Source organism: Mesorhizobium amorphae (genome assembly GCF_014843845.1).
Lineage (GTDB): Bacteria > Pseudomonadota > Alphaproteobacteria > Rhizobiales > Rhizobiaceae > Mesorhizobium > Mesorhizobium amorphae_A.
On the sequence record NZ_JHQS01000064.1, the window covers coordinates 41,042 to 60,675 of the forward strand.

12 protein-coding genes, 1 tRNA gene and 1 pseudogene are annotated in these 19,634 nt (G+C 58.6%); 9 read left to right on the forward strand and 5 right to left on the reverse strand.

Annotated elements, in window-relative coordinates:
• Together DH08_RS29945 and DH08_RS29950 are read left to right on the forward strand one after the other, a co-directional pair.
• Entirely contained in the window at positions 1-447 is a 447-nt protein-coding gene (locus DH08_RS29945) for a YcgN family cysteine cluster protein (protein WP_192182877.1), read from the forward strand.
• Between the two features lie 238 nt (positions 448-685).
• Positions 686-1,033 carry a hypothetical protein gene (locus tag DH08_RS29950; protein WP_192182866.1) on the forward strand — a complete coding sequence of 116 codons (348 nt, stop codon included), beginning with the start codon at positions 686-688 and terminating at the stop codon, positions 1,031-1,033.
• A 215-nt stretch (positions 1,034-1,248) separates the two neighbouring features.
• Here the strand turns inward: DH08_RS29950 and DH08_RS29955 are convergent, their stop codons facing one another.
• On the reverse strand, positions 1,249-1,974 hold the full coding sequence (locus DH08_RS29955; protein WP_192182867.1) for an SIMPL domain-containing protein: 726 nt from the start codon (positions 1,972-1,974) through the stop codon (positions 1,249-1,251).
• Between the two features lie 133 nt (positions 1,975-2,107).
• On the opposite strand from DH08_RS29955, the gene DH08_RS29960 reads away from it, so the two are divergent.
• Positions 2,108-2,183: transfer RNA gene (locus DH08_RS29960), tRNA-Ile, on the forward strand.
• A gap of 191 nt (positions 2,184-2,374) precedes the next feature.
• Here the strand turns inward: DH08_RS29960 and DH08_RS36680 are convergent.
• A pseudogene (locus tag DH08_RS36680) lies at positions 2,375-2,758 on the reverse strand (tyrosine-type recombinase/integrase); the annotation flags it as partial.
• On the opposite strand from DH08_RS36680, the gene DH08_RS37235 reads away from it, so the two are divergent.
• A complete protein-coding gene (locus tag DH08_RS37235) occupies positions 2,660-3,067 on the forward strand; it encodes a hypothetical protein (RefSeq protein WP_345892462.1) in 408 nt (135 codons plus the stop codon). The pseudogene DH08_RS36680 and the gene DH08_RS37235 sit on opposite strands and share 99 nt — an antisense overlap.
• A 312-nt stretch (positions 3,068-3,379) precedes the next feature.
• Here DH08_RS37235 and DH08_RS29970 read toward each other — a convergent pair whose 3' ends face one another.
• Positions 3,380-3,628: a hypothetical protein gene (locus tag DH08_RS29970; RefSeq protein WP_192182878.1), complete on the reverse strand. Its 249-nt coding sequence runs from the start codon at positions 3,626-3,628 to the stop codon at positions 3,380-3,382.
• 380 nt (positions 3,629-4,008) lie between these two features.
• Here DH08_RS29970 and DH08_RS29975 point away from each other — a divergent pair, with 380 nt between their 5' ends.
• Both DH08_RS29975 and DH08_RS29980 read left to right on the forward strand, forming a co-directional pair.
• Positions 4,009-8,367, forward strand: a complete 4,359-nt coding sequence (locus DH08_RS29975) for a P-loop domain-containing protein (protein ID WP_192182868.1) — start codon at positions 4,009-4,011, stop codon at positions 8,365-8,367.
• The gene (locus DH08_RS29980) at positions 8,367-9,794 is read left to right on the forward strand and encodes a hypothetical protein (RefSeq protein WP_192182869.1); all 1,428 of its coding nucleotides are present in this window, start codon (positions 8,367-8,369) and stop codon (positions 9,792-9,794) included. Before DH08_RS29975 ends, DH08_RS29980 begins: the two co-directional genes overlap by 1 nt.
• A 149-nt stretch (positions 9,795-9,943) precedes the next feature.
• Here DH08_RS29980 and DH08_RS29985 read toward each other — a convergent pair whose 3' ends face one another.
• On the reverse strand, positions 9,944-14,995 hold the full coding sequence (locus tag DH08_RS29985) for an NACHT domain-containing protein (RefSeq protein ID WP_192182870.1): 5,052 nt from the start codon (positions 14,993-14,995) through the stop codon (positions 9,944-9,946).
• A gap of 96 nt (positions 14,996-15,091) precedes the next feature.
• Between DH08_RS29985 and DH08_RS29990 the strand changes: the two genes are divergently transcribed.
• Together DH08_RS29990 and DH08_RS29995 are read left to right on the forward strand one after the other, a co-directional pair.
• The gene (locus DH08_RS29990; protein WP_192182871.1) at positions 15,092-15,646 is read left to right on the forward strand and encodes a hypothetical protein; all 555 of its coding nucleotides are present in this window, start codon (positions 15,092-15,094) and stop codon (positions 15,644-15,646) included.
• A 78-nt stretch (positions 15,647-15,724) separates the two neighbouring features.
• Positions 15,725-16,132 (forward strand): hypothetical protein, encoded by a 408-nt coding sequence (locus tag DH08_RS29995; protein ID WP_192182872.1) that lies wholly within the window; start codon positions 15,725-15,727, stop codon positions 16,130-16,132.
• Between the two features lie 51 nt (positions 16,133-16,183).
• Here DH08_RS29995 and DH08_RS30000 read toward each other — a convergent pair whose 3' ends face one another.
• Positions 16,184-18,517 (reverse strand): YecA family protein, encoded by a 2,334-nt coding sequence (locus tag DH08_RS30000; protein WP_246801051.1) that lies wholly within the window; start codon positions 18,515-18,517, stop codon positions 16,184-16,186.
• A gap of 493 nt (positions 18,518-19,010) precedes the next feature.
• On the opposite strand from DH08_RS30000, the gene DH08_RS30005 reads away from it, so the two are divergent.
• Positions 19,011-19,634, forward strand: a 624-nt coding sequence (locus DH08_RS30005) for a hypothetical protein (protein ID WP_192182873.1), incomplete at its 3' end; no start/stop codon positions are given.

Below are 19,634 nucleotides of genomic sequence, written 5' to 3' on the forward strand. Positions count from 1 at the left end.
ATGGACGCGCCGTTCTGGAAAACCAAGACGCTCGAGGCGATGACGCCGGCCGAGTGGGAATCGCTCTGCGACGGCTGCGGCAAATGCTGCCTGTCGAAGCTCGAGGACGAGGATACCGGCGAAATCTACTGGACGAGCGTCGGCTGCAGGCTGTTCGACTCCGAAAGCTGCCGCTGCGCCGACTATGCCAACCGGCTGGCGCGCGTTCCCGATTGTGTCGGGCTGACGCCGCAGAATGTGCGCACGATCACCTGGTTGCCCAGGACCTGCGCCTACCGGCTGGTGGCGGAGGGGCATGACCTCTACTGGTGGCACTGGCTGGTTTCGGGAAGCGCCGAGACCGTGCACGAAGCCGGCATCTCGATCCGCGGCCGGGTCAAGGCCAACGAGACCGACCTGGCCGAACCGGACGATTATTTCGACTATATGCTCGACGACGAGCCCTGACTCGATTTTCGCCGCAAGCTCGATTTTCGCCGCAAAGCGGTAGCAAATACCACGCGCCGACTCGGCTTTGCCCGGAACCGGCGAGGCGATCGGGCGTTTGAGTTCCGACCGCCAACCGATGATTCGCCACATGAACCGAAGATGAATGGACGGTTCGCAAAGAGTTCAGACTGGCAAGTGCATTGTTCCCCCATCGGTTCACGAGGACGGGCGAGAGCCCGCAACAAGGAGAGAAGACATGTTCAACTTCAAGACGGCAGCCCTTTCGGCCCTGGTCGGTCTCGGTACGCTGGCCGCCATCCCGGTCGCCCATGCCGATAGCATCTATCTCGGCTTCGGCAACAACAATGAACCTCGCATCGGCGTCTACAGCGGGGATGATGATGGCTACCGCCGTGAACGCGACTGGCGCCGCCGTGGCTGTTCGGCGGACCGCGCCCTCGACAAGGCCGAGCGCATGGGCCTGCGCCGCGCCCGCATAGTCGACGTCAGCCGACGCACCGTGAAAGTTGCGGGCCGCCAGTATGGCGACCGCGTGGTGGTCGTGTTTGCCAACGAGCGCGGCTGTCCGGTCATCTATCGCTAGGGGTCCGGCTCGGCTTGGACATGATCTTCTGCGAAGATCCAGTCTTGAAGCACGATCTTCTGTGAAGATCGGCTATGAGTAGCAGAGCCCCTCTTTCGCCAGGACGGAAGCGTGCGGCTCAAAAAACCCCGGAGGACTGGTCCTCCGGGGTTTTTCATGTCTTGTGCCGATCCGAACCGATCAGCTTTCGTCCCGTCGATGGCGGCTGACGGCGCCTACTTCAGTTCGAAGGTGACGGTGACCTGCGCGGCGTAGGAATTCTCGCCGGCCTGCACCGGAACCGCCGCGCCAGCGGCATCGAAGGCCTTGGCGTTGATCGGCATCGGTGGCGGGGCGATGTTCTGGTCGGTGATCTCCAGCACCCGCCCGATGCTGACGCCGGCGGCGTCGGCCAGGGTCTTGGCCTTGGCCATGGCGTCGGCGACCGCCTTCTTGCGGGCCTCGGTCACGGCGGCGGACGGATCCTCGTTGGAGAAGGCGATGCCGCCACCCTGGTTGACGCCGAGCGACACCGCCTTGTCGAGGATATCGCCTGTCTTGTCGATGTCGCGGATACGCACCGAAAGCGTGTTGGTCACCTGGTAGGCGACGAGCTCGGCCTCCTGGCTGCCGTCCGGCTTGTTGGTGTAGTTGTAGCGCGGGTTGATCTGGATGCCTGCCGTCTGCAGGTCGCGATCCTTGATACCGGCCGATTTCATCGCCGCGATCACGGCGGCCATGGCGTCGTTGTTGGCATCGAGCGCTGCGCGCGCCGTCTTGGCCTCGCGCATGACGCTGAGCGTCAGCAGCGCCAGATCGGGTGCTGCGGTCGCCTGGCCTTCGCCCGACACGATGATGCGGGACGCAGGCTGCGAATCGGCGGCGCCGGCCATTGCCGGAAAAGCAATCGCGGCGGCGAGCGCCAAGGGCATGAGTGTCAGCGGCAAAAGATGTCTGGTCATCAAAATCTCCTCGGTCTGCGATCCAGTCGCATCTGGCAACTAGGGCGCGAATATGGGCTGATTTGGGCGATCGCCGCCGGCCCGTCCGGAAAGCCTTGTGCCGGCCGGGGAAAAACACTAATTCAGCCGCGTGGGGCCTGTAGCTCAATGGTTAGAGCCGGCGGCTCATAACCGCTTGGTTGGGGGTTCGAGTCCCTCCGGGCCCACCATTATCGTTATTTATCAATACTTTAGAAGGTGGTTCGCCACGAGGTTCGCCAATAGGTTCGCCAAGCATCGGCTTGCGCGTCACGAGACGCACGACTCGATCCATCCCCTGGACCGCCAGCCGTACCTGCGATGCCTCGCGCGAATAGAGCTCCGCATGATCGATGTCGTCGTGTCCGAGTACGTCCATGAGCTGTCTGGTGGAGGCCTCGGCCTCCGCCAGATAAACACCGAGCGACTTCCTCAGACCATGTAGGGTCAGACCCTTCGGAAGACCGGCAAGCTTGCACCAATGCGCCATCATCCCAGTCAGTGACTTGGCGGAGAAGGGCTCACCATAGCCGTTGACCAGAACGGTCTCGCCGCGCCTGTCGGTCGCATCCAGGATCTCAGACAGCATCGGTGTGATCGGCACGAAAAGCCGTTTGCCACCCGTTCGTCCCTTGTTCTTGCCCTGAACGATATCAAACCCGTCGAAGTGACGCTCGACACCATCGATGAAGACACGGCGAGTGACCCTCTGATCCCAGCGCAGGCCCGCGACGTCGCCGCGGCGGTTGCCGAGCCAAAGCGCCAAACCGTAGCAAGTGCGTGCCGCGGTGCCGAGCTCCCAACGGCTTTCGAATTGCGCCATCGCTTCGCGCGACCAGGCTTTCCAACCGGCATATGCAGGCCGCCACTCGACCGCCGCTGTCGGGTCGATTTCAATCCAATCTTGCCGCAATGCGACATAGACCAGCTTGCGTATGCCTACCAACAGGTGCTTAGCCTTGTGGGGTGTGGCGATGAAGCGGCCAAGAAGCTCTTCAACATGGATACGTCTGAGGTCCTTAACTGCTACGTCTCGCCAGAGGAGCGGGTGATCAGGGACCACTCGCAGATCTAGAAATTCTTCGATCAGCCGCGTGTTCTTGCGCTTGCTAGCCTCGTCAAGCGCTAGCCACTTGACCGAGATCTTCAAGCGTTGAAAGGACGCTCCAAAAGTGCCGGGGAGAGCGGCTCCAGGCATACGAACGACGGGAGCCTTAGGGACTTTCCGGCCCTCGACTGCTGCTTGGTAGGCCTCTCTGAAACCCGCCTGATTGGGGGCCGGCAGGCTAACCACACGCTCCTTCGTCCGATAGCGCCAGCGAACTTTGCCATGGCGGTCGGTGTAGGAGGAGAGGCCGGGATATTTGTCGGTCATGGCAGAATGAATCTATTCCCTGCGATGATTCCCTTGCAACAGGAAGTCGACGATATTTTCTTCATCGTCTCCAGGTAGTTCGCCAAAGGCCGCTTCGAGTTTGAGCCGATCCCAAATCACGCGACCGTCAACTTTCTTCGGCTTCGGCATGCGGCGGTCAGCAACCATCTGGTCGAATTTGGTTATGCCCACGCCAACATATCGGGCGGCTTCTTCGCGTGAGAGGCCGCGAGGAGGGTAGGAGAGGGTGTCGCTTTTCACCGCTTCATCCAAGGTTCTACAAATAAGACCGGCCACGGCTAACCCCCAATGATCATGGAAGGAAGAGAGCTCCGCGGTTTGTTCGGCAAATCGCGGTCGCGACCTGTAAATAGGATAGCCGCCTACGGTCACTGCCTCGTCGATTGTCAAGGTCCGGGGTTGGTAGCGGTAGGGCGCTACAAGCGCTCCCCACATTCGGAATGGGTGCCGTTCTCATATCGGGTCGCGTCGTAGCGATCGCCGGCCCCATCGCAGTCTTCGCCGCTTGCTAAAAGCAGACATCATTCGGACTGCATCAAAAACTCTGCGGCTTCACAAAGCAGACACGACACGCCAACGTCGCGTAGTATTCGGACACACCACGTTTTGCGAGGCATGCGTTGGCAAATCCAACGATTAAGTCAACAGCCATCGTTCGCGCAGGCTACGAGTTTCAAGACCTCGTCGGGATCGAGACCTTGATCCGATTCTACCGCGAACCTCACCTTTTTGATTGGGTCATGTTGGAGGCTGATGCCGACGCTTACGGATCCCTCGACGACGTAATCGCGGCCCGTTCAGATGGAACATTTGAGTTTACGCAGGTGAAGTTCACGGTCGACGCCGAAAAGTATTATCTCGATTGGGATTGGCTTTTAGCAAAAAAGCCGAACGGCACGTCGATGATTAGCAAGTGGGCAAAGTCTCTATCGAGAGTTCGTACACTGGGGCCGGTTCGTTCATGTTCTTTGCGGACGAACCGCATACCCTCCGATTCGTTCAAAGCGGCACTAGATGGACTGCGAATAGACCCGACCCGGCTCGATCTGCCGGTCAAAGCTCGGTTCGAGGAGGAGTGCGGCGGAGCTGGTGAAGCCGCAGCTTTTCTAAACGCTTTCGAATTTAGGTCTCTGTCTGAAAGTTTGGACAGCCTCGAAGCCCGCATCAGGCTAGAGCTTGTCCCTTCCGACCTTTTGCCGGGCGGCTGGTCGTTTTTTCGTGACCAAGTACGACGTTGGGCGATTAGGCGTGACGAACCGCCTGGTGGCAGGATACTTCACAAGCATCTCGCTCAGATCATTACGCGGCAGCGCGCCGAGCCCATTCGGCAAGACTTCTTGGTACCTCCGGCATACACGCTCCCAAGCGACCAATTCCACCAGCACTTCCTGGCACGAATCGCTGATCCCAAGACGCCAACCACGATCCTGTGGGGCACACCAGGTCGGGGAAAGAGCACATACCTCAGCTACCTTACTGGCGAGCTTCGCAACAATGGCAAACCGGTCATTCGCCATCACTACTTCCTGTCCGGCGACGATACAGCAGATCGCATTTCGTATTCGGAGATCTCACACTCTCTCACCAATCAGCTGATCGACAGATATCCGGAATCCGTTCCGGACCAGATCGAGGACGCGGACAAACTACAGAGCACCCTTGCTTCGGTCGCTCGCCATTTCGAGGAGCAGGGTGAGAGATTGTACGTCATAATCGATGGCCTTGATCATGTTTGGCGTGACTATCAGAAGGTGGATCAACTCAACTACCTCTTCAGTCAATTGATTCCGCTTCCCGCTAACGTCAGTCTCATAGTCGGCACACAACGAGTTCCAAGAGGTCAATTGCCAAGTCGCTTGCTGGCCAATACTTCGGGCAGCGACTGGGTCGCTATACCGCCGATGGATACGCTCGCCGTTCACCATTGGGTTGATGCGCAAGATAAGGCTGGACGTCTCATTATCCGGGGCGAACCGGATGGAAAGGAACGTGGCGATTCCGTTGTGGCCATATCGAAAGCATTCTACGAGATATCACACGGTCACCCTCTTCATCTGATTTATGCATTTGAAACCTTAGCCCGCACGGGGGCTTCTGTTGATGCCGAACAAGTCGCATTGCTCCCGCCTTGTCCTGAGGGCGATATCCAAAATTACTATGCAAATCTTTGGGACAAACTCAGCGCAACAGGGCGCGAGATTCTACATGCGTTGTCAGGATCCGAGTTCAATTGGCCCGGGCTAGGAATTCGCCAGTGTTTGGGAAACTACGAGGAGATCGGATTTCTGCTTGAGGCGCGAAGCTCCGGAATGCTGCCCTTTCACGGCAGTATTCTCGCGTACGTCCGAGAGCGCTCTGATCATGTGGAGAGTTTCCAATCACTGCTCCCTCGTATCATCGCATGGCTTGAAGTGGATGCACCTGCCTATTGGCGTTGGGGATGGCTGTGGCTTTCGAAAGCCAAACTTGGTGACTTCGCGCCACTGATGGCGGGGGTGTCACGGGAATGGGCAGTGTCGTCCCTCGCGCATGGCTGGCCGGAACGACAAATCATTCGAATTTTCTCCGAGGCAGAGGAGTACGCCTTTCGGCAGCTCGACCTTCCTGTCGCAGTGGCACTACGCTCGATCAAAACGCGCGTGATGAATGCGCGAGATTTTCAGATCCAGGACTATTCACTGTTTGAGGAAGCGGCCATTCGTTCGTCGAACAACGAGCAGCAGCTGAAGAGCATGTTCGACGACCTCGCCGCGCTTTCTGAGGCAGAGGTCGCCATGCTTCCTCGCGCCGCGTCTCCGGACCTGTCTGAAGAGATTGTGGAGGGCTGCGAACTGGAGCTCGAGCGCAGAATCGATGTTTGGCTCGAGCTCCGCCACCGGCCGGACGGCGAATTCAGAACACTCGCGCGTCGCTACCTTGATCTAGTAGCCCTTAGTTCCGCGCCTCGCATTACTCGAGTGTGGAATTTTCTGCAGCGATTTCGCGAACCCGCCGAGGAGATTCGATACTTTGGCGAACGGTTAATGGCTTCGAATCGCTATGATGCACTGCTTGAGTTGAGGGCTAAACTAGCGGATCCTAGGTGGATTGCCGAACGTGCAGAGATCGACGATCAGATTTTGCGCGTTGCGTGCGCGCTTGGTGCCAACCCATTCACCCGAATAAACTTTGAGGGCGGCGAGCTAAGCCCGCTCTATGCGAGTTGGTGCGGACTCCATAAGCATATTGTAGCGAACCGCGTGCGCCATCCCCCAGTTCCCACCAACTTGGTGCGGGATCGCTATGGCTATGGCATCGACACCACATTGGTAGGCTTCATCGAGGTTCTGTTTTTTGCTGCTCTAGCGCATTCTCTCCGCGGAACTTCCGCCGAACCATTCCAGTACCCGGCCTTGCCGCGCGAGGGGCTTGGTTGGCTGGGGGAAGCATTCGACCTAGTGGTCCGCATTGCAGACGAGGTCGGTACGCGACAACTCCCCGCGGACCTGTCCGCGCCGTTTGTGGGCGCAGAGCACATCATCCCGGTGTTTCATGGCCGAGCCGGCGCAACGGAAAACGATCAAGCGCAGTATCGGTCATTTGCTGCGGCACTGCGTAGGATAGCTTTCGACCTCCATCTTATCGGCAGGACAGCAGGCACAACGCTCGTAGGCATTCACGTCCTCGCAAAGGCGCGTACCTCAGCCCATTGGAGCGATGAGCTGTGGTTGGAGAAGGTAGCGGACTTGGGTCGGCCAACGATGACCGCCGAGGCCGCGTTGGAGATGATGGCAAGCGACGCCATCAAAGTAGGCGCAACAGTCTCGGTCTTCAACGAGAGGTCTGGAGGGTGGGCTCTTCGCGCTCGTGTCGCCGCGATCCATGGACTGTCGGAGGCGTCGACGTTCGCACACCGAGCAGCAGATTGCCTTTTGGGCTACGGATACCGGAAAGACCCGTGGATATTTGATGTTCTGGGCGCCGTTGAGGTCGTGCATGACCCGACGGCAAGCCCGGCGCTTGCGTGGATATCGACGCTAGTCCCGATTGTTGATCAGATCACTGAATTCACGGACGGCTCAGGCACCAATCACGCGCGCAGCGAGATCATACGGGTCACTGCTAGGACCTATCCGGATCGCCTTCCGATCTTCTTTCAACGGCATGTCGAAGAAGAAGAATGGAGCTATGCGGACGAGTGCCTGCGTCAAGTGGGAAGTGTATTGTCGTTGGACACTCCCGAAATCGCAGCGCTGCTAAGCACCTTTCTCGACCCGCGTGTCTTGGGGACGCTTGAGCAGCGGGCAAAAGGTGATGTCAAGGCAAAGGAACTGCTTGATGACCAGATTCGGTTTCTTGGCGGTAAACCGACAGATCACTCCGACCACTACCGATCAGGTGACACCCAACTCCCTGAGGAAAAGCCAATAGTTGGAGCGCGAGGCCCCAACGAGTTCGATGCTGTTGTGGCTGATACAACCGGGTCGTACGATCACCACAATCGCAAAAGCTATTTTGAGAAGTGGCTGGGGATTCACAAGGAGGCCGGCAAAGGGAAGGAAGCTCTCGAGTCAGTTAGGAAATACTTTCGGGCCAAACGAGAAACGTATGGTGCTAATGATGTTCTCGATGCAGCAGTTGAAGTGAGCATGGAGGTCGAAGGCCGAGAGGCTGCATACGAATGGCTCGTTAAAGCACATATCGAGCGCCTCGGTTGGCAAAGCAACTGGACATCACGTGATGAGGTCATGGCTCGGCTACACTTTTCTGCCGAGAACTATCCCGAGCGATGGAAGCAATACATCGTTGACACCTCGGAACCTCCTGAATTCTACAGAACACGCGGCTACGGGCTAACTATCGGTGCGAAATATCTGGTTGAGTTTCTCCTGCTCGTCGGTCAACGCGATCTTGCTACTCGGATAGTTGACGCGATGGTCAAGACCATCGTCGACGAAGTCCATGATTTGCAAATACCCGAGGCCACATGGTTCCGTTGATGACCGAGCGCGAATCAGCCATGGAGATGCTCCTTGAGCGACTGCGTTGGCCAGTCAAAATGGTGCGCTGGAAAACCGCCAAGGCAATACGATCTCTCCTCCTGAATGACGAGAGCCGTGCGATCGCGACGAAGGCGTTACTCGCTTGGGTGGCCGCTAGGAACCTGGAAAGCGAGGTGATATCCGGCCTCAGCGTCCTAATGGTCTCGCCTCACGAAGTTCGTCCTCCATTCGACGACCTGGAAACGTCCATAAACAGGCCCTCAATGGCCGCGGACTTTCTGCTGCACGAGATGTACGGCATGAGCACGGGCAGATGGTACTCCGCCCACAGTAGTTCTGCTCCTGCGGATTTCGCGGCCGAGAGCTACTTTTACGAGCACAAGACAGCGCAGGTGCCCCCGGCCCTGGAGCACGAGCTGAATTACCTTGAGGAGCGAACGGGATTGCCCTTCCTCCGACAGTGGGCGTTCGAGTGGACGGCGCTAAGGACGCAGCTCCAAGCTGGGTATACACGCTATCCAACATACTTTGGCGATTTTGGACTTCAACGCGAGGGAATCGTTGGACAGTTCATCCAACGTCAGGGCGAACTCTACCGCTCTGCCTATCAACGAACGCTCGCTTGCGCAGCCGACGAGTGGGGTGTTCCGTTTCACTCGGTCGCCCCATTTGCCACATATGGCGTGCCAGCTCTCCCCGGCCTTTTCGAGGTAGAGCCAGCTGCGAGACCGGCGTGGCTACCTTCGATTGATGCGGCAGAGCTTCAAAATAATGATCTGGCGAGCACCGCCCGCGCACTAATCGCGCTCCAGCCGAAAGACGATTTCCAAGTTGTCCAGATGCGGATTCCATTCGATCGATCTTTCGACGAATTCGGCGAACTGGAAATTGCAGCCTATTTTGCGAGCGATGATTTCGCGCTGGGAGATAATCAGCTTCTGAAGGATGACGGGCAGCTGCTTGAATCCAGGCATTATCATTTCGACATGCCTCGTTCGCACCTCAAACCCCGGGGGGACGTTGGAAAGCGAGGCAGTGCGCTGTCCGCGTGCTGCGATGAATATCCAATGATCCATGGCTATTGGCACGACGAGTATTATCAGCGGGGCCTTTCACTGCCGGCGCCCTATTGTTTCGAGCAGCCGACGTTTCAGCGGGCACGACCGGATGGCATTCATCTCAGCATTGGGGACGAAGAAGTTGGATCCACGGCAATTTGGCATGATGCCTGGACGCCATTGTATGGGCCAAACTCTGCAACCCGGTGTGGAACAATCACCAGGATTCGGCGATCTCAGCTAACGGCGGCTACGGTGCGACTGGGCAAAAAAGTTGGCTGGTTTGTTAGATTGTCCAGGATGGAAAAGTCTGAGGGCGGTTACGACCGATCACCAAAAGACGTATCGACGTTCGTCCATCTCTGAGCAATGCGGACCGCGCGGCTCTAGCGAGAGAACGATGGGTGTATTCAAGCGGCGAACCTGGCCGATAGACGGGCCGGAACTCAAGCTGGCGCTCGCAGCCAACACCTTTCCGTTGCACGTGGTACTCCAGCAGGCCCATTGAGGATTGATCAGCCACCGCCCTGAACGATGGCGATCTCGGACAGCAATTCCGCGGCGGATGAGACTCCACGGTCCGCAAGGCGAGCTGCCGCTGCACGGAACCTCTTTACGTGAATTCGCCGCGCGCTCTTGTCGCTGCCTGACCAGAGCAGGAGAAGAATTTCGCCCGTAGCGTCACCCATTCCGGATTGCCAATACTGGGAGTCGGTTGCGTGTGCATCCAATATCGCCTCCAACCAATCGAGCCCTGGAGACGGTGTAAAGGCAGACCCTGCTTGCGCGATCAACCTCCGCACGATCGATGCTGCGAAGCGGTAGCGTGCGCAGTTGGTAACCCATTCATGGACGAGCCCCGCCAGTTCCTTCGCGCGCGGCCATTCAGGTGGGAAGATCGGAAGCGAGTAGAGAGCGAACGCGGCGGCGGTGAGTGCTGTTTCATCAGGATCGTATCGAGGCCCAGCCTCGTTGCGAGCCTGCTCGAAGATCGGTTGCGAGGCGGCACGCCATACCGTCTCGAAGCTTGAGTCCACCGGTCGGTCTGCGACAATCAAGGTATTGCCGAAGGCATTCAGCAGGTGCGCAAGGACATCGCTACGCGTCTTTCCGTCCGGAATAGACGTAGCCGGCAGGACGAACTTGGCCACTGCCTCATCGGACGGGATAAGTGCTGCGAGCCTGCCGGCGATGCCGCCTAACGTCATCTCCCATTCCATGCGCCGCGTCGCGCCATAGCTACGGCTGCTGTCCTGGAATTCCATGAAGGATGCGTACCAGCGCAGGGCGTCGGACACATAGGTGACCAGGATTTCGCGTAGCTCAGAAACCTGGCATATCGCCTCGATGTCGAGGCCCGACCATAACGCACTTGCGCGGTACGTATCGAACTGCGACTCAGGATCGCCCGCGCATGGGTTCGATGCGCCCCCCGCGACAAACGTCTCCGCCACTGGCAAAGGGAAGACCGGAACCAAGATCTCGCCTCGATCGATTGCGTCAAGAGCTAGGTCGATTGCCCCTAGGGATCGCTCGGCTCGCGACGTCCTCATCTTCTCCTCAAAGTTGGCATCGAACGGATGCCAGCTGTAAAGCATCGACTCAGCGCTCACTGCGAGCCCAGCCGCACACACTTCCAGACGGGCCGACGCCCCTGCCGCCGCAGGCTCTAGTGCTGCCTTCGCGATGTCGCGGAAGGGACTGGCGATGAGACCCAGCCAAATACGCATGAGCTCGCGGGCGGCGAGACCGCGCATGGCAAGAGCACCCAAGCCCCTCGCCGCGGAAGCGGCAGGATCTTCGCTGAGAACTGTTTCCTCAAAGTGGATGGGGCTCGATTGGTGGTCGATGGCGGCAGCACGAGAGAACACGGAGACAAGCCATTCCCATTCAGCCGAGACGAGATCAGCTTCACCATGCATTGCCACCGCAGCTGCAACCGCCGCGACTCCCTGCGATCTGATGAGAAATGCCGGATCAATGTCTAGCGCATGATCGAACAAGTCGGGCGCGTCCATTTGCTTGGCGATTGGCAAGGCCTCCAGGAACGTCTGCCCGCTATGCGTCTTGCCGGCCCTCCCATCGCCGAACGCCCAATCGAGGAGTTTCCCGCTCTGCTCCATTGCCTCATGTCGGTCGAGCACTTCTGCTGCGCGCTCGCTCAGATTCTCGGGTGGCGCATATCCGATACGAATGGTTCTCTCATCTGGCTCCCTCACAAATTGCCAGTTCTTCGGATCTGCCTTGGCGCGCCAGCTTTCCAGTTCCTGGTCAAGCTCAGCGCGGGCATCAGGGTCTTCTAGTTCCTCGTCAAAAGCGGCAAGGTCGCCGACGTTCCAAGCGCCGACAGCAGTTGCAAAGGCTTGCTTTAAGTCGCTGTCGCCGACCAGGTGAAGAGGTGCGATCAGGCCCTCGACAAGAGAAGGCTGACGATCGCGACGCTCGCGGACCACTACGGCCGTCCGATAGGCATGCTCGTCTCCTGGCCGCCACCCGATCCGGAAAGCGGTGCCACGCCGATCTTCCAGCGACAATCTGAGGTCATAGCTCCACAGCCTTGGCTGCACCAACAGCGGCAGCACCTGATTTAAGACTTCCAGGGATGCTCTGTCTTTGGCTGCGGCAAGACAGAGACTCGCGGATGCAACAAGGTGGCTGGAATCCAGAACCTTCGCGCAAAGTTGCCCCACGGGCCTTCCCGCCTCGACCTGCTTCGCCATCCAACCGTCGGCCGCAAGAAACAGCGAACCAAGCAGCTTCGGGCCAAGTAGTCCGCAGGACCATTTGAACACGTGCTGGTCGCCCCAAAGCGCAGCTTCGATGCCTTCGATGGCAAGCGCAAGCGGCCGCGGCTTCAGCCCTCTGCTCGCCTCCCGCCTACGCCACACAGCGGCCGCGGCGGCGCTAAGCGCACCCATCAAGCGGAGTGCTTGATCCTCGTCGGCGGCAAACAGCAGATCGCAGCCGGCGCGCGATGGCGAGGTCGGGAAGAGCCGACCCTGATCCCTGATCCCGTCGCTCCGCTCTACGCCATAGTCGAGGGGTTTTTCGGGATCATGTGGCAGAATCATTTTTGCGATGACGAGGTCAACGTATCGCTTCGCCAAGACCGTCGGTATGACGCCAGGCGTCTCCACGAACTCCGCCCCGCCGCGACCACCGGTGGCGATTAGATCGCTCAGATAGGCGTCAACATCAGCCACGGCGTCGGCAGCGCCATTGGCAATGGCGGTCCTCAGCAGCTTGCGCACCGGGTCGGCCGAACCCGATCGTTCAGCGCCATACTCCATCAGGAGCCGTGAACGTTCCTCCCAGTCGTCGAGCGGCATTGCGTGGATGGCGTCCAACTCACGCAGCCACGCCACGCACTGCGCTACAATCCTTCCGCTGGGCTCATGCCCATGCGCCCCGAGGCGCAACCAAATGAGCGCTGTGCGCGAGAGATCCGGGACGAGACTTTTCGGCCAGACGGACCAGCGAGCGACGGACCAGATAAGAAATGCGTACCACGGCACTAAGCGAGGCACGGCGGCGCTCTGGGCGAGCTGACGTCGCTCTGCCGGAGCTAGATGGTCGTATTCCTGAGCGGAGAGGACGACCGGATGCGGTCGTACCTCAAGTGACCGCAGGGTCTCGACTAGGTCCTTCATCAGTCGCGCATGATCTTCCAGAAGGATGGCCTGCAGTCCATTCAAAGCGTTTTCCGCGCGTGGCGAGTGAAGCATCGCAGTGAGTGTTAGCCTGCGCCACAGTGGATCCAGTTCTTCGTCATCCATTAGGAGGTCATGGAAAGCTCGCCATCCCATTGGCCCGTCGGTTTCTAGGGCGACTTCGGCCACCAGGCGGATCGAGCGCATCCAGGCGAGAGGCTGTCCCGCCGCCTTGAGTATAGCCGGTATCTCGGCCCGTCGGGCATCGAGAGCTCGTGCGACAGCCCACTCCTCGTAAATGTCGTGAGCAAAGGTCACGACATCTCGATAGGCGGGGATGTCCACTGTCCGTTCGGACATTAAGCGCGAGAGACCGTCGTCGTCGCTGGGCTTTGGAAGAGGCCCATAAGGACGGATCAGTCGCTGCTCACCTAGCGACCGTAACGTCGCGTCGCGGGATGGATGGCGAGCAGATTCTGTGGCGCCGCGCCTTGCCCATGCACGCATCAAATCGAGTTCGGACGATGCTCCAGCATCGGATGGATGGCGCGCCATCTGGTCGATGAAGAAAAGATTTCTGTTCAGATCAGCGTAGCCGCGGCGCGACATCAACGGTATCAAGTGCGGGAAGGCCTGGGCGACAAAGGTCAGCTCCTCCGGACTCGGCGCGCCGATAACGAACGGTTGCGTTTCCGTAAGGAGAGGCATGTCCAGGGATGGCTCGGGTCCCGCGGCATCCCGGCTGGACACAAGGCAGCGCCACAGCTGCGTCGTCGGTGACCTCTGAATTGCATCGCAAACCTCGCGGACGAGGCTACCGAAACCGGCCTCCATAATGCGATCGAAGCCATCCAGCACCAGCAGTCCGGAGCCGCCGGCTGACAATTCTTCGACAAGGTCCTCAAGAGATGTGGTCACTTGCATGAGCTGCGCATGCGCGGCCCAGCTCGCCGCCGTCAGCCGGTCGTGCTTCAACACGATCACTCCAGCACCATCGTCGCGTTGGCGCTCTGCGATGCTGCGCAGGACTGCAGATTTTCCTGCCCCAGCTTCGCCTCCGAGCCTTAGGCCTTTGATGTCCCTCAATGTCGCAGTCAGATGCTCGGTCAGATCCGCCCGAGCAAGCCTTACTCCCGCTATGTCATCGCGAATGCTTGCGAGGGCCGCACTCGCATCGGCGGCGATGCGCTTGAGGCAGGCTCGTGCAGAAATCGCCGCTGTCAGCTTGTACCGTGGCGCGAGTTCCGCGATTAGGCGAGCCCGATTGACGCCGCCAGCCACCTTCGCTGCGTCCTCGGCGAAAAAGCAGATCGTCTCAAAAAGTTGGAGTGCCTCCGCTCGGCTGCCTGAGACCAACGCACCTTGTAGTCGATCCACGGCTTGCGAGATGACCTGAGAGCCGCTCTGATCGACGTCGAGCTCGACGATTCCCATCAGGGTGATCACTCGCCATGCGAGATCGGGGTCAGCCTCCCCGAATTCCTGTTCTATCACCCACGCGACCGCTCTGGTGTATGCACGCTCGGTTTCACTCGATGCTCCGGGCTTTGACCACCGCGACCAGAAGTCCGAGCTGTCCGATGATAGTAGAGCAGCGGCCTTGGCACGGTCGACGTCGCGCGGTGCGATCGCGCTCCGGGAAGCAACAATCCTGAAGTTTGCACCGCCAGGGTCGCCACTACTAAGCAACTTGGCCGCGTCAGCGACTGGCCGCCGGAACGCGTTGTCGCTGCGGTTTCCTGTTAGGCTGCGCTTTATCTGCAGATAGGTGGTCGACCTGACTTCGGTGGGACACCGATGATGCAGGTGGATGTCATCGAAGCCTGCCGCTGGCTCACTGCGTTGGAAGCTGACATTTTCTATAACTGTCGCCTGCGCGTCTCCAGGTCCGCTCGATTGCGCGAGCATGGCTGCCAAGTAAACAGCCGCTACTCGCGACTCGAGCGATACGCCAGCACCGCTGGTCGAGATGATCGAAGTTGTATGTGCCATTCTCAATCAATGACGGAAGCGATGATTCCCATCAATACTGAGAAGATGACGCTTTCAACGAGCTGTGAAAAAAGCATCGTGGATGCATCGGACATTCAAGCACGCCGAGGCGAAAAAGACATTTTGGAATGGAGACTGATGAGCACGATATCGCAATTCTTCCAGCCACCCCTCTATTGGCAGCAATTCGAAGAGTTGGCTGCAGGCATGCTCCGGGAGGTTTACGACGTCGCAAACGCCCAGCAATATGGCCGTCCCGGCCAGGCGCAGGACGGCGTCGACGTCTATGGCAAATCCCCTCGTTACGGAAGGATCGGAATCCAATGCAAGCGTCTCGCCGACCTCGATGAGAGAGGTAATCCCTTCCCCGGCGGCCCCGTCACGCGAAAGTTCCTGCGTGCTGCCGCCACAGAATCGCTCGCATTCTCGCAGTCACTCTCGCTCTGGATTCTTGCAACCACCGCTCGACGCGATACGCAGGTTCAAGGCTTCGTCGATGAACTCAACAAAGACTGGGAGCGGGAGGGCCGCAATAGAACCGCCTTGGTTTGGTCGTGGGACGAATGCATCTCATAGCTCAACAGCTTTCCACCGCTGCAGCAATGGTACTACCGAGACGTCATCCAAGTGCGCGGCACGCGAGACCTTGACGAGATGATCCTGCAGACGATCGCGATGGCGTTTCATCGACCGGCCTTCGAGGTGCCGCTTCACTGCGAGACGACCGATGAATTCTTGCAGACGCTGCAGGACACACAGCGCGCGCTGCGCACCGGCGAGTTGCTTGATCGGCAATCCCGGCATGCTATTCGTAAATCGATCGGCGGATGGCGTGAACTCAGTGACCGTAGCTGGCGCGTCAGGATGGGCCGGATCGACAAGCAGTTGCGGGAATTGCGGACCAAACTTGCACAGGGCCTCAAGGATGGCACGATCCGGCGCACGCATAGTTTCCTAGATTTCCTGAACCGTAGGCAGGCTGAAGATCTTGAAGAACTGCGGGGCAAGTGCGTTCGCGATCTCAACAGACTGCTCAGAGAAGCCGGCATTCATCCGGTCTAGACCGCGGCTGTCCGATGTCTCTAGCGGCGCGCGACTGGTAAAGCCTCTTTCCTAGCGGCCATGGCACCTTTTGTATTTTATACCGCTACCACATGGGCATAGATCATTGCGTCTCGGTTTCCTTGCTGGCGCCGGATTCGGCGTGTTTCCGGGCTGGTTCAGGTCGACGGTCCGCGCACGTTGCCCCATTCGCGCGGCGTCTTCGTAAAGGTGGGCGTTTACCATCGTTCGCGCCGTCGGTACGTGGATCGTGAAAGATTCGGCCCGGTGATAGGTGCCATTGGCACTGACCTCTGCAACGATGCCGATGATGTTAGAAGCTTTGACGGCCAAGGCAGCTGCGCTAGCCTTGTCATTTACCTTGGTCCAGTCAATTTGGTGATCGTGATGTTGAAGCCAAACGAAGAGCGGCTCGCCGTCCCCGGACAGAACAAAGTAACGAGCGGGATGATGCGTGAGGGTTTGGCGAAGGTCGGATAGCATCTTGGCCAGATTGTTCCGCCCATCCTCTCCCAGGTTGCGGATATGGCTCTCCGCCGAAAGCCATCCGCGTGCTCGGGTGGCATTGAGCGCCTCAAGCAGCTTCAGCACCTCAACTGGGAAGCCCTGCGTCGGGAATGGCCGGCTTTCCCAGTCTTCTCCCTCGAAGCTCCGGTCGACGACGTCGCTCATACCGTCCCAGATCAGCATCGTCACCTTGCCACCCTTCAGCTGATCGGCAATGTTCTGATCGAAACGGTTCTTTTTCAGGTAGGCCCCCAGGTGGTCTAACTCATCGAATAGATGAGCGCGCCGTATCCCCGCCACGGCCTGTCTCACCTCCATATAGTGGGCGAACTCCCCTGGTGTGGGCAGGAGACGCTTCAGTACGAACAGATCATCAATGGAGAGCGAGACGAAGGCATGCTTGCCAAGTAGCGGCTCGACCTGCGGCAGTTCCTTGCAGAATGCCGAAAAAGGCGAGAACGACTCGACCGTTAGCCCTATCGGCACCATCACACGGTAGTCCGAGCGCCGGACACTGCCGCACGCTTCGTATTTGCCATCCACTAGGTGGTACAGGGGCGCTTCATCCGCGGAGTTCAGATAGTTGAAGAAGCGCTCACATTGCTTATAGGCCTTGAGCACCAAGTCTTGCACGGACTGGGCGTGGCGTCGGAAATCGAGTGCCGGCGATGCAATGGTAGCGGCCGCGCCGGCCTTGGCCTCAACCAGGAACAGCACGTCATCGACCAGGATAAGGGTGTCGTTTTCGGACCACTGCTTGCTGGCAGGATCCTTGTAGTAGACTTCTCGGAAAACAGTAGCGCCCGGCAGCTGGGTGGCCAGAATGTCGGAGAAGGCATCTTCGCTCATCGCCTTCTGCCGATCTTCAAACGTCTTCCTATAGTGCGGCTTTCGCTGCAGGAGATTGTAGAGAAGCGCACGATAACCCGCATCGCGCGTGAAGCACGGGTCGACGGCATAGTAGTCCGATCCAAGCTGGATTAAGGGTTTCTTCCGAGCAGGCAGTGTCCGGTAGGGGGTTCCCACAAAATCGCCTGCCGAGAAGAACTCGCTTTCTTCTCCGCGTCGATACGCCAAATCCGCCAGGAGGGTCGACGGCAGGTTCGTGTGACGGCTCACGTTGGCGATGCCGCCCCGAAACATGTCGTCCAGTGCTCGACCAGCGGCTTTCGACTGTTCCGCATTTGCGGCGCCCCACGCCTCCATGACATCTTCCAGAGGCTTATCCTGTGCCGCAGCGAATGCTTGGGCTGCCTCGAACTGGTTTGTCAGCTCCGTGATAGCCTCGGCATGCCCAGAACGTGTGGCATCGGCCATGGCTTGGAAGCCTTCCGCGATCCCTGCGGCACCGACACCGTACACTTCTTCCAACGCATCATTGTGGGGTGCGAGAACGTATCGATAGAACTCTCCTTCCAAAACTTGGTAGCGATTCCCTCGCAGCATGAGCCAGGTGGATTTGGCGCGGAATTCAATATCGGCAGTGTCGGGACCGAAGACGCCATCCTTGGTGTTGGCGGACGTAACCACGGCAAAAAGTAGGGCCTGCTGTCGCAGTCTGCTCCCAAGTTCAAACAGCTCGGCGCACTGAGCTTCGGAGAATGTCACGTTCTCAGGAGCAGCGTCTGACGCGAGAACCGCGTGCACGTACTCCAGTAAGAACTGATTTTCATTGATCAGGTCATCCGGGCCGTCCGCATTGCGCTGTTCCTCGGTGGCGCTTTGGTCTGCCATCGCCTTGATCATGCGCTGGGCATAGATGTAGCCAAGCAAATCGTGAGCGGGCATAGCGGCAATCAGTGCACGCATGCGGGCGGCGATGGCTTCCATGTCTTTCAGCAGAGAGGCCACGGCCTCATTACTCGGTTTCTCGTCCAAGTTGATTTCCCTAAATGCAAGTATTTCGAGCGGTCAACTTATTGATTGATACGACAGAAATGCTAGTCTATGTTTCGCCCAAGGTGCAGGCCGATACTCTGACAATGGGCTACGATACACTAACGCTCTACAGCAGTTTAGCGCACAGCAATCCGCATCTCTCCAAGTTTAAGGACCGGCTCTCTAGTAAGACCTAACGTAGGCGGTTAGCGAATTGCAAGGGCGGTGGCGGCACGGCAGCCTTCTACCTCGTTTCATGCAAAAGCAGACCGTGGGCCCCGATCAGCCGGCGGCGATGCGCCGCAACTCAGCCATTGGGGCGGGTTTGCCACATCCCACGTGATCCATCATCACGGCACCAAAGAAGCGCCGCCGTGAACATTTCTATTCCGTGATCTTTAGTCATCACAGGCTAGCTGAGGCGCCTACTTCGTATACTTGAAGGAGATATTGTCCGGTAATACTCTCCCCAAGGGCGGTTGGGGATTGATTCGTGCGTCTTCCGAAAGAAAAGTGGCCCGATACAGACGGCAGTCGCGGCATCTTGATGTTCGCTCAACTCATGAGCGAGATGCTGACGCCAACGACCTTTGAGAGCTTCCGGGTTTATTCGCTGGATACAACCGCCCGCGTTGTTGAGGCCCTTGATCTGATTGCTGACGTAGAGGACCAGCGAGTCCCGCGTGCCGTTCTTGACCCCGTTATCGAGGAAATGAAGTGGTCTTTTGCAAAGGACCCCGCGGCGCGGAGCCTTGCGGCCGACGAGATCGAGTCCCTAATCACTCTGCTCGGCACGAGCTTTTCGCTGGACGATTTCGCATCTCACCTGTGGCTGATCGAGAAGCTGATTGCCGAAAAATACAAAGAGACCCTTGAGCGACTTTTGCTGGAACTGTTTGACCAGCCGAGGCAGCGGATGGACTACCGCAAGCTGGTGGGCTTCTATTGCTCCCACCTCGTGAACCTTGGCTACGAGCGCAATCACATCCGCCACGTCGTAGAAGAAACCTTTTTCGAGAAGACCGTTGCGCGAATGGGCCGCAAAACTCTGGGCGGGTTCAACCGGTCAACGCAACACCGCTCGCAATCTATCAGCCGGCGTTTCGAAGCCCAAGGT

Bases quoted from the DNA above. Each gene is read 5' to 3' on its own strand.
- DH08_RS29995 (WP_192182872.1), top strand. From the start codon at position 15,725: ATGATCCTGCAGACGATCGCGATGGCGTTTCATCGACCGGCCTTCGAG.
- DH08_RS29955 (WP_192182867.1), bottom strand. From the start codon at position 1,974: ATGACCAGACATCTTTTGCCGCTGACACTCATGCCCTTGGCGCTCGCC.
- DH08_RS29950 (WP_192182866.1), top strand. From the start codon at position 686: ATGTTCAACTTCAAGACGGCAGCCCTTTCGGCCCTGGTCGGTCTCGGT.
- DH08_RS29990 (WP_192182871.1), top strand. From the start codon at position 15,092: ATGATTCCCATCAATACTGAGAAGATGACGCTTTCAACGAGCTGTGAA.
- DH08_RS29945 (WP_192182877.1), top strand. From the start codon at position 1: ATGGACGCGCCGTTCTGGAAAACCAAGACGCTCGAGGCGATGACGCCG.
- DH08_RS29980 (WP_192182869.1), top strand. From the start codon at position 8,367: ATGACCGAGCGCGAATCAGCCATGGAGATGCTCCTTGAGCGACTGCGT.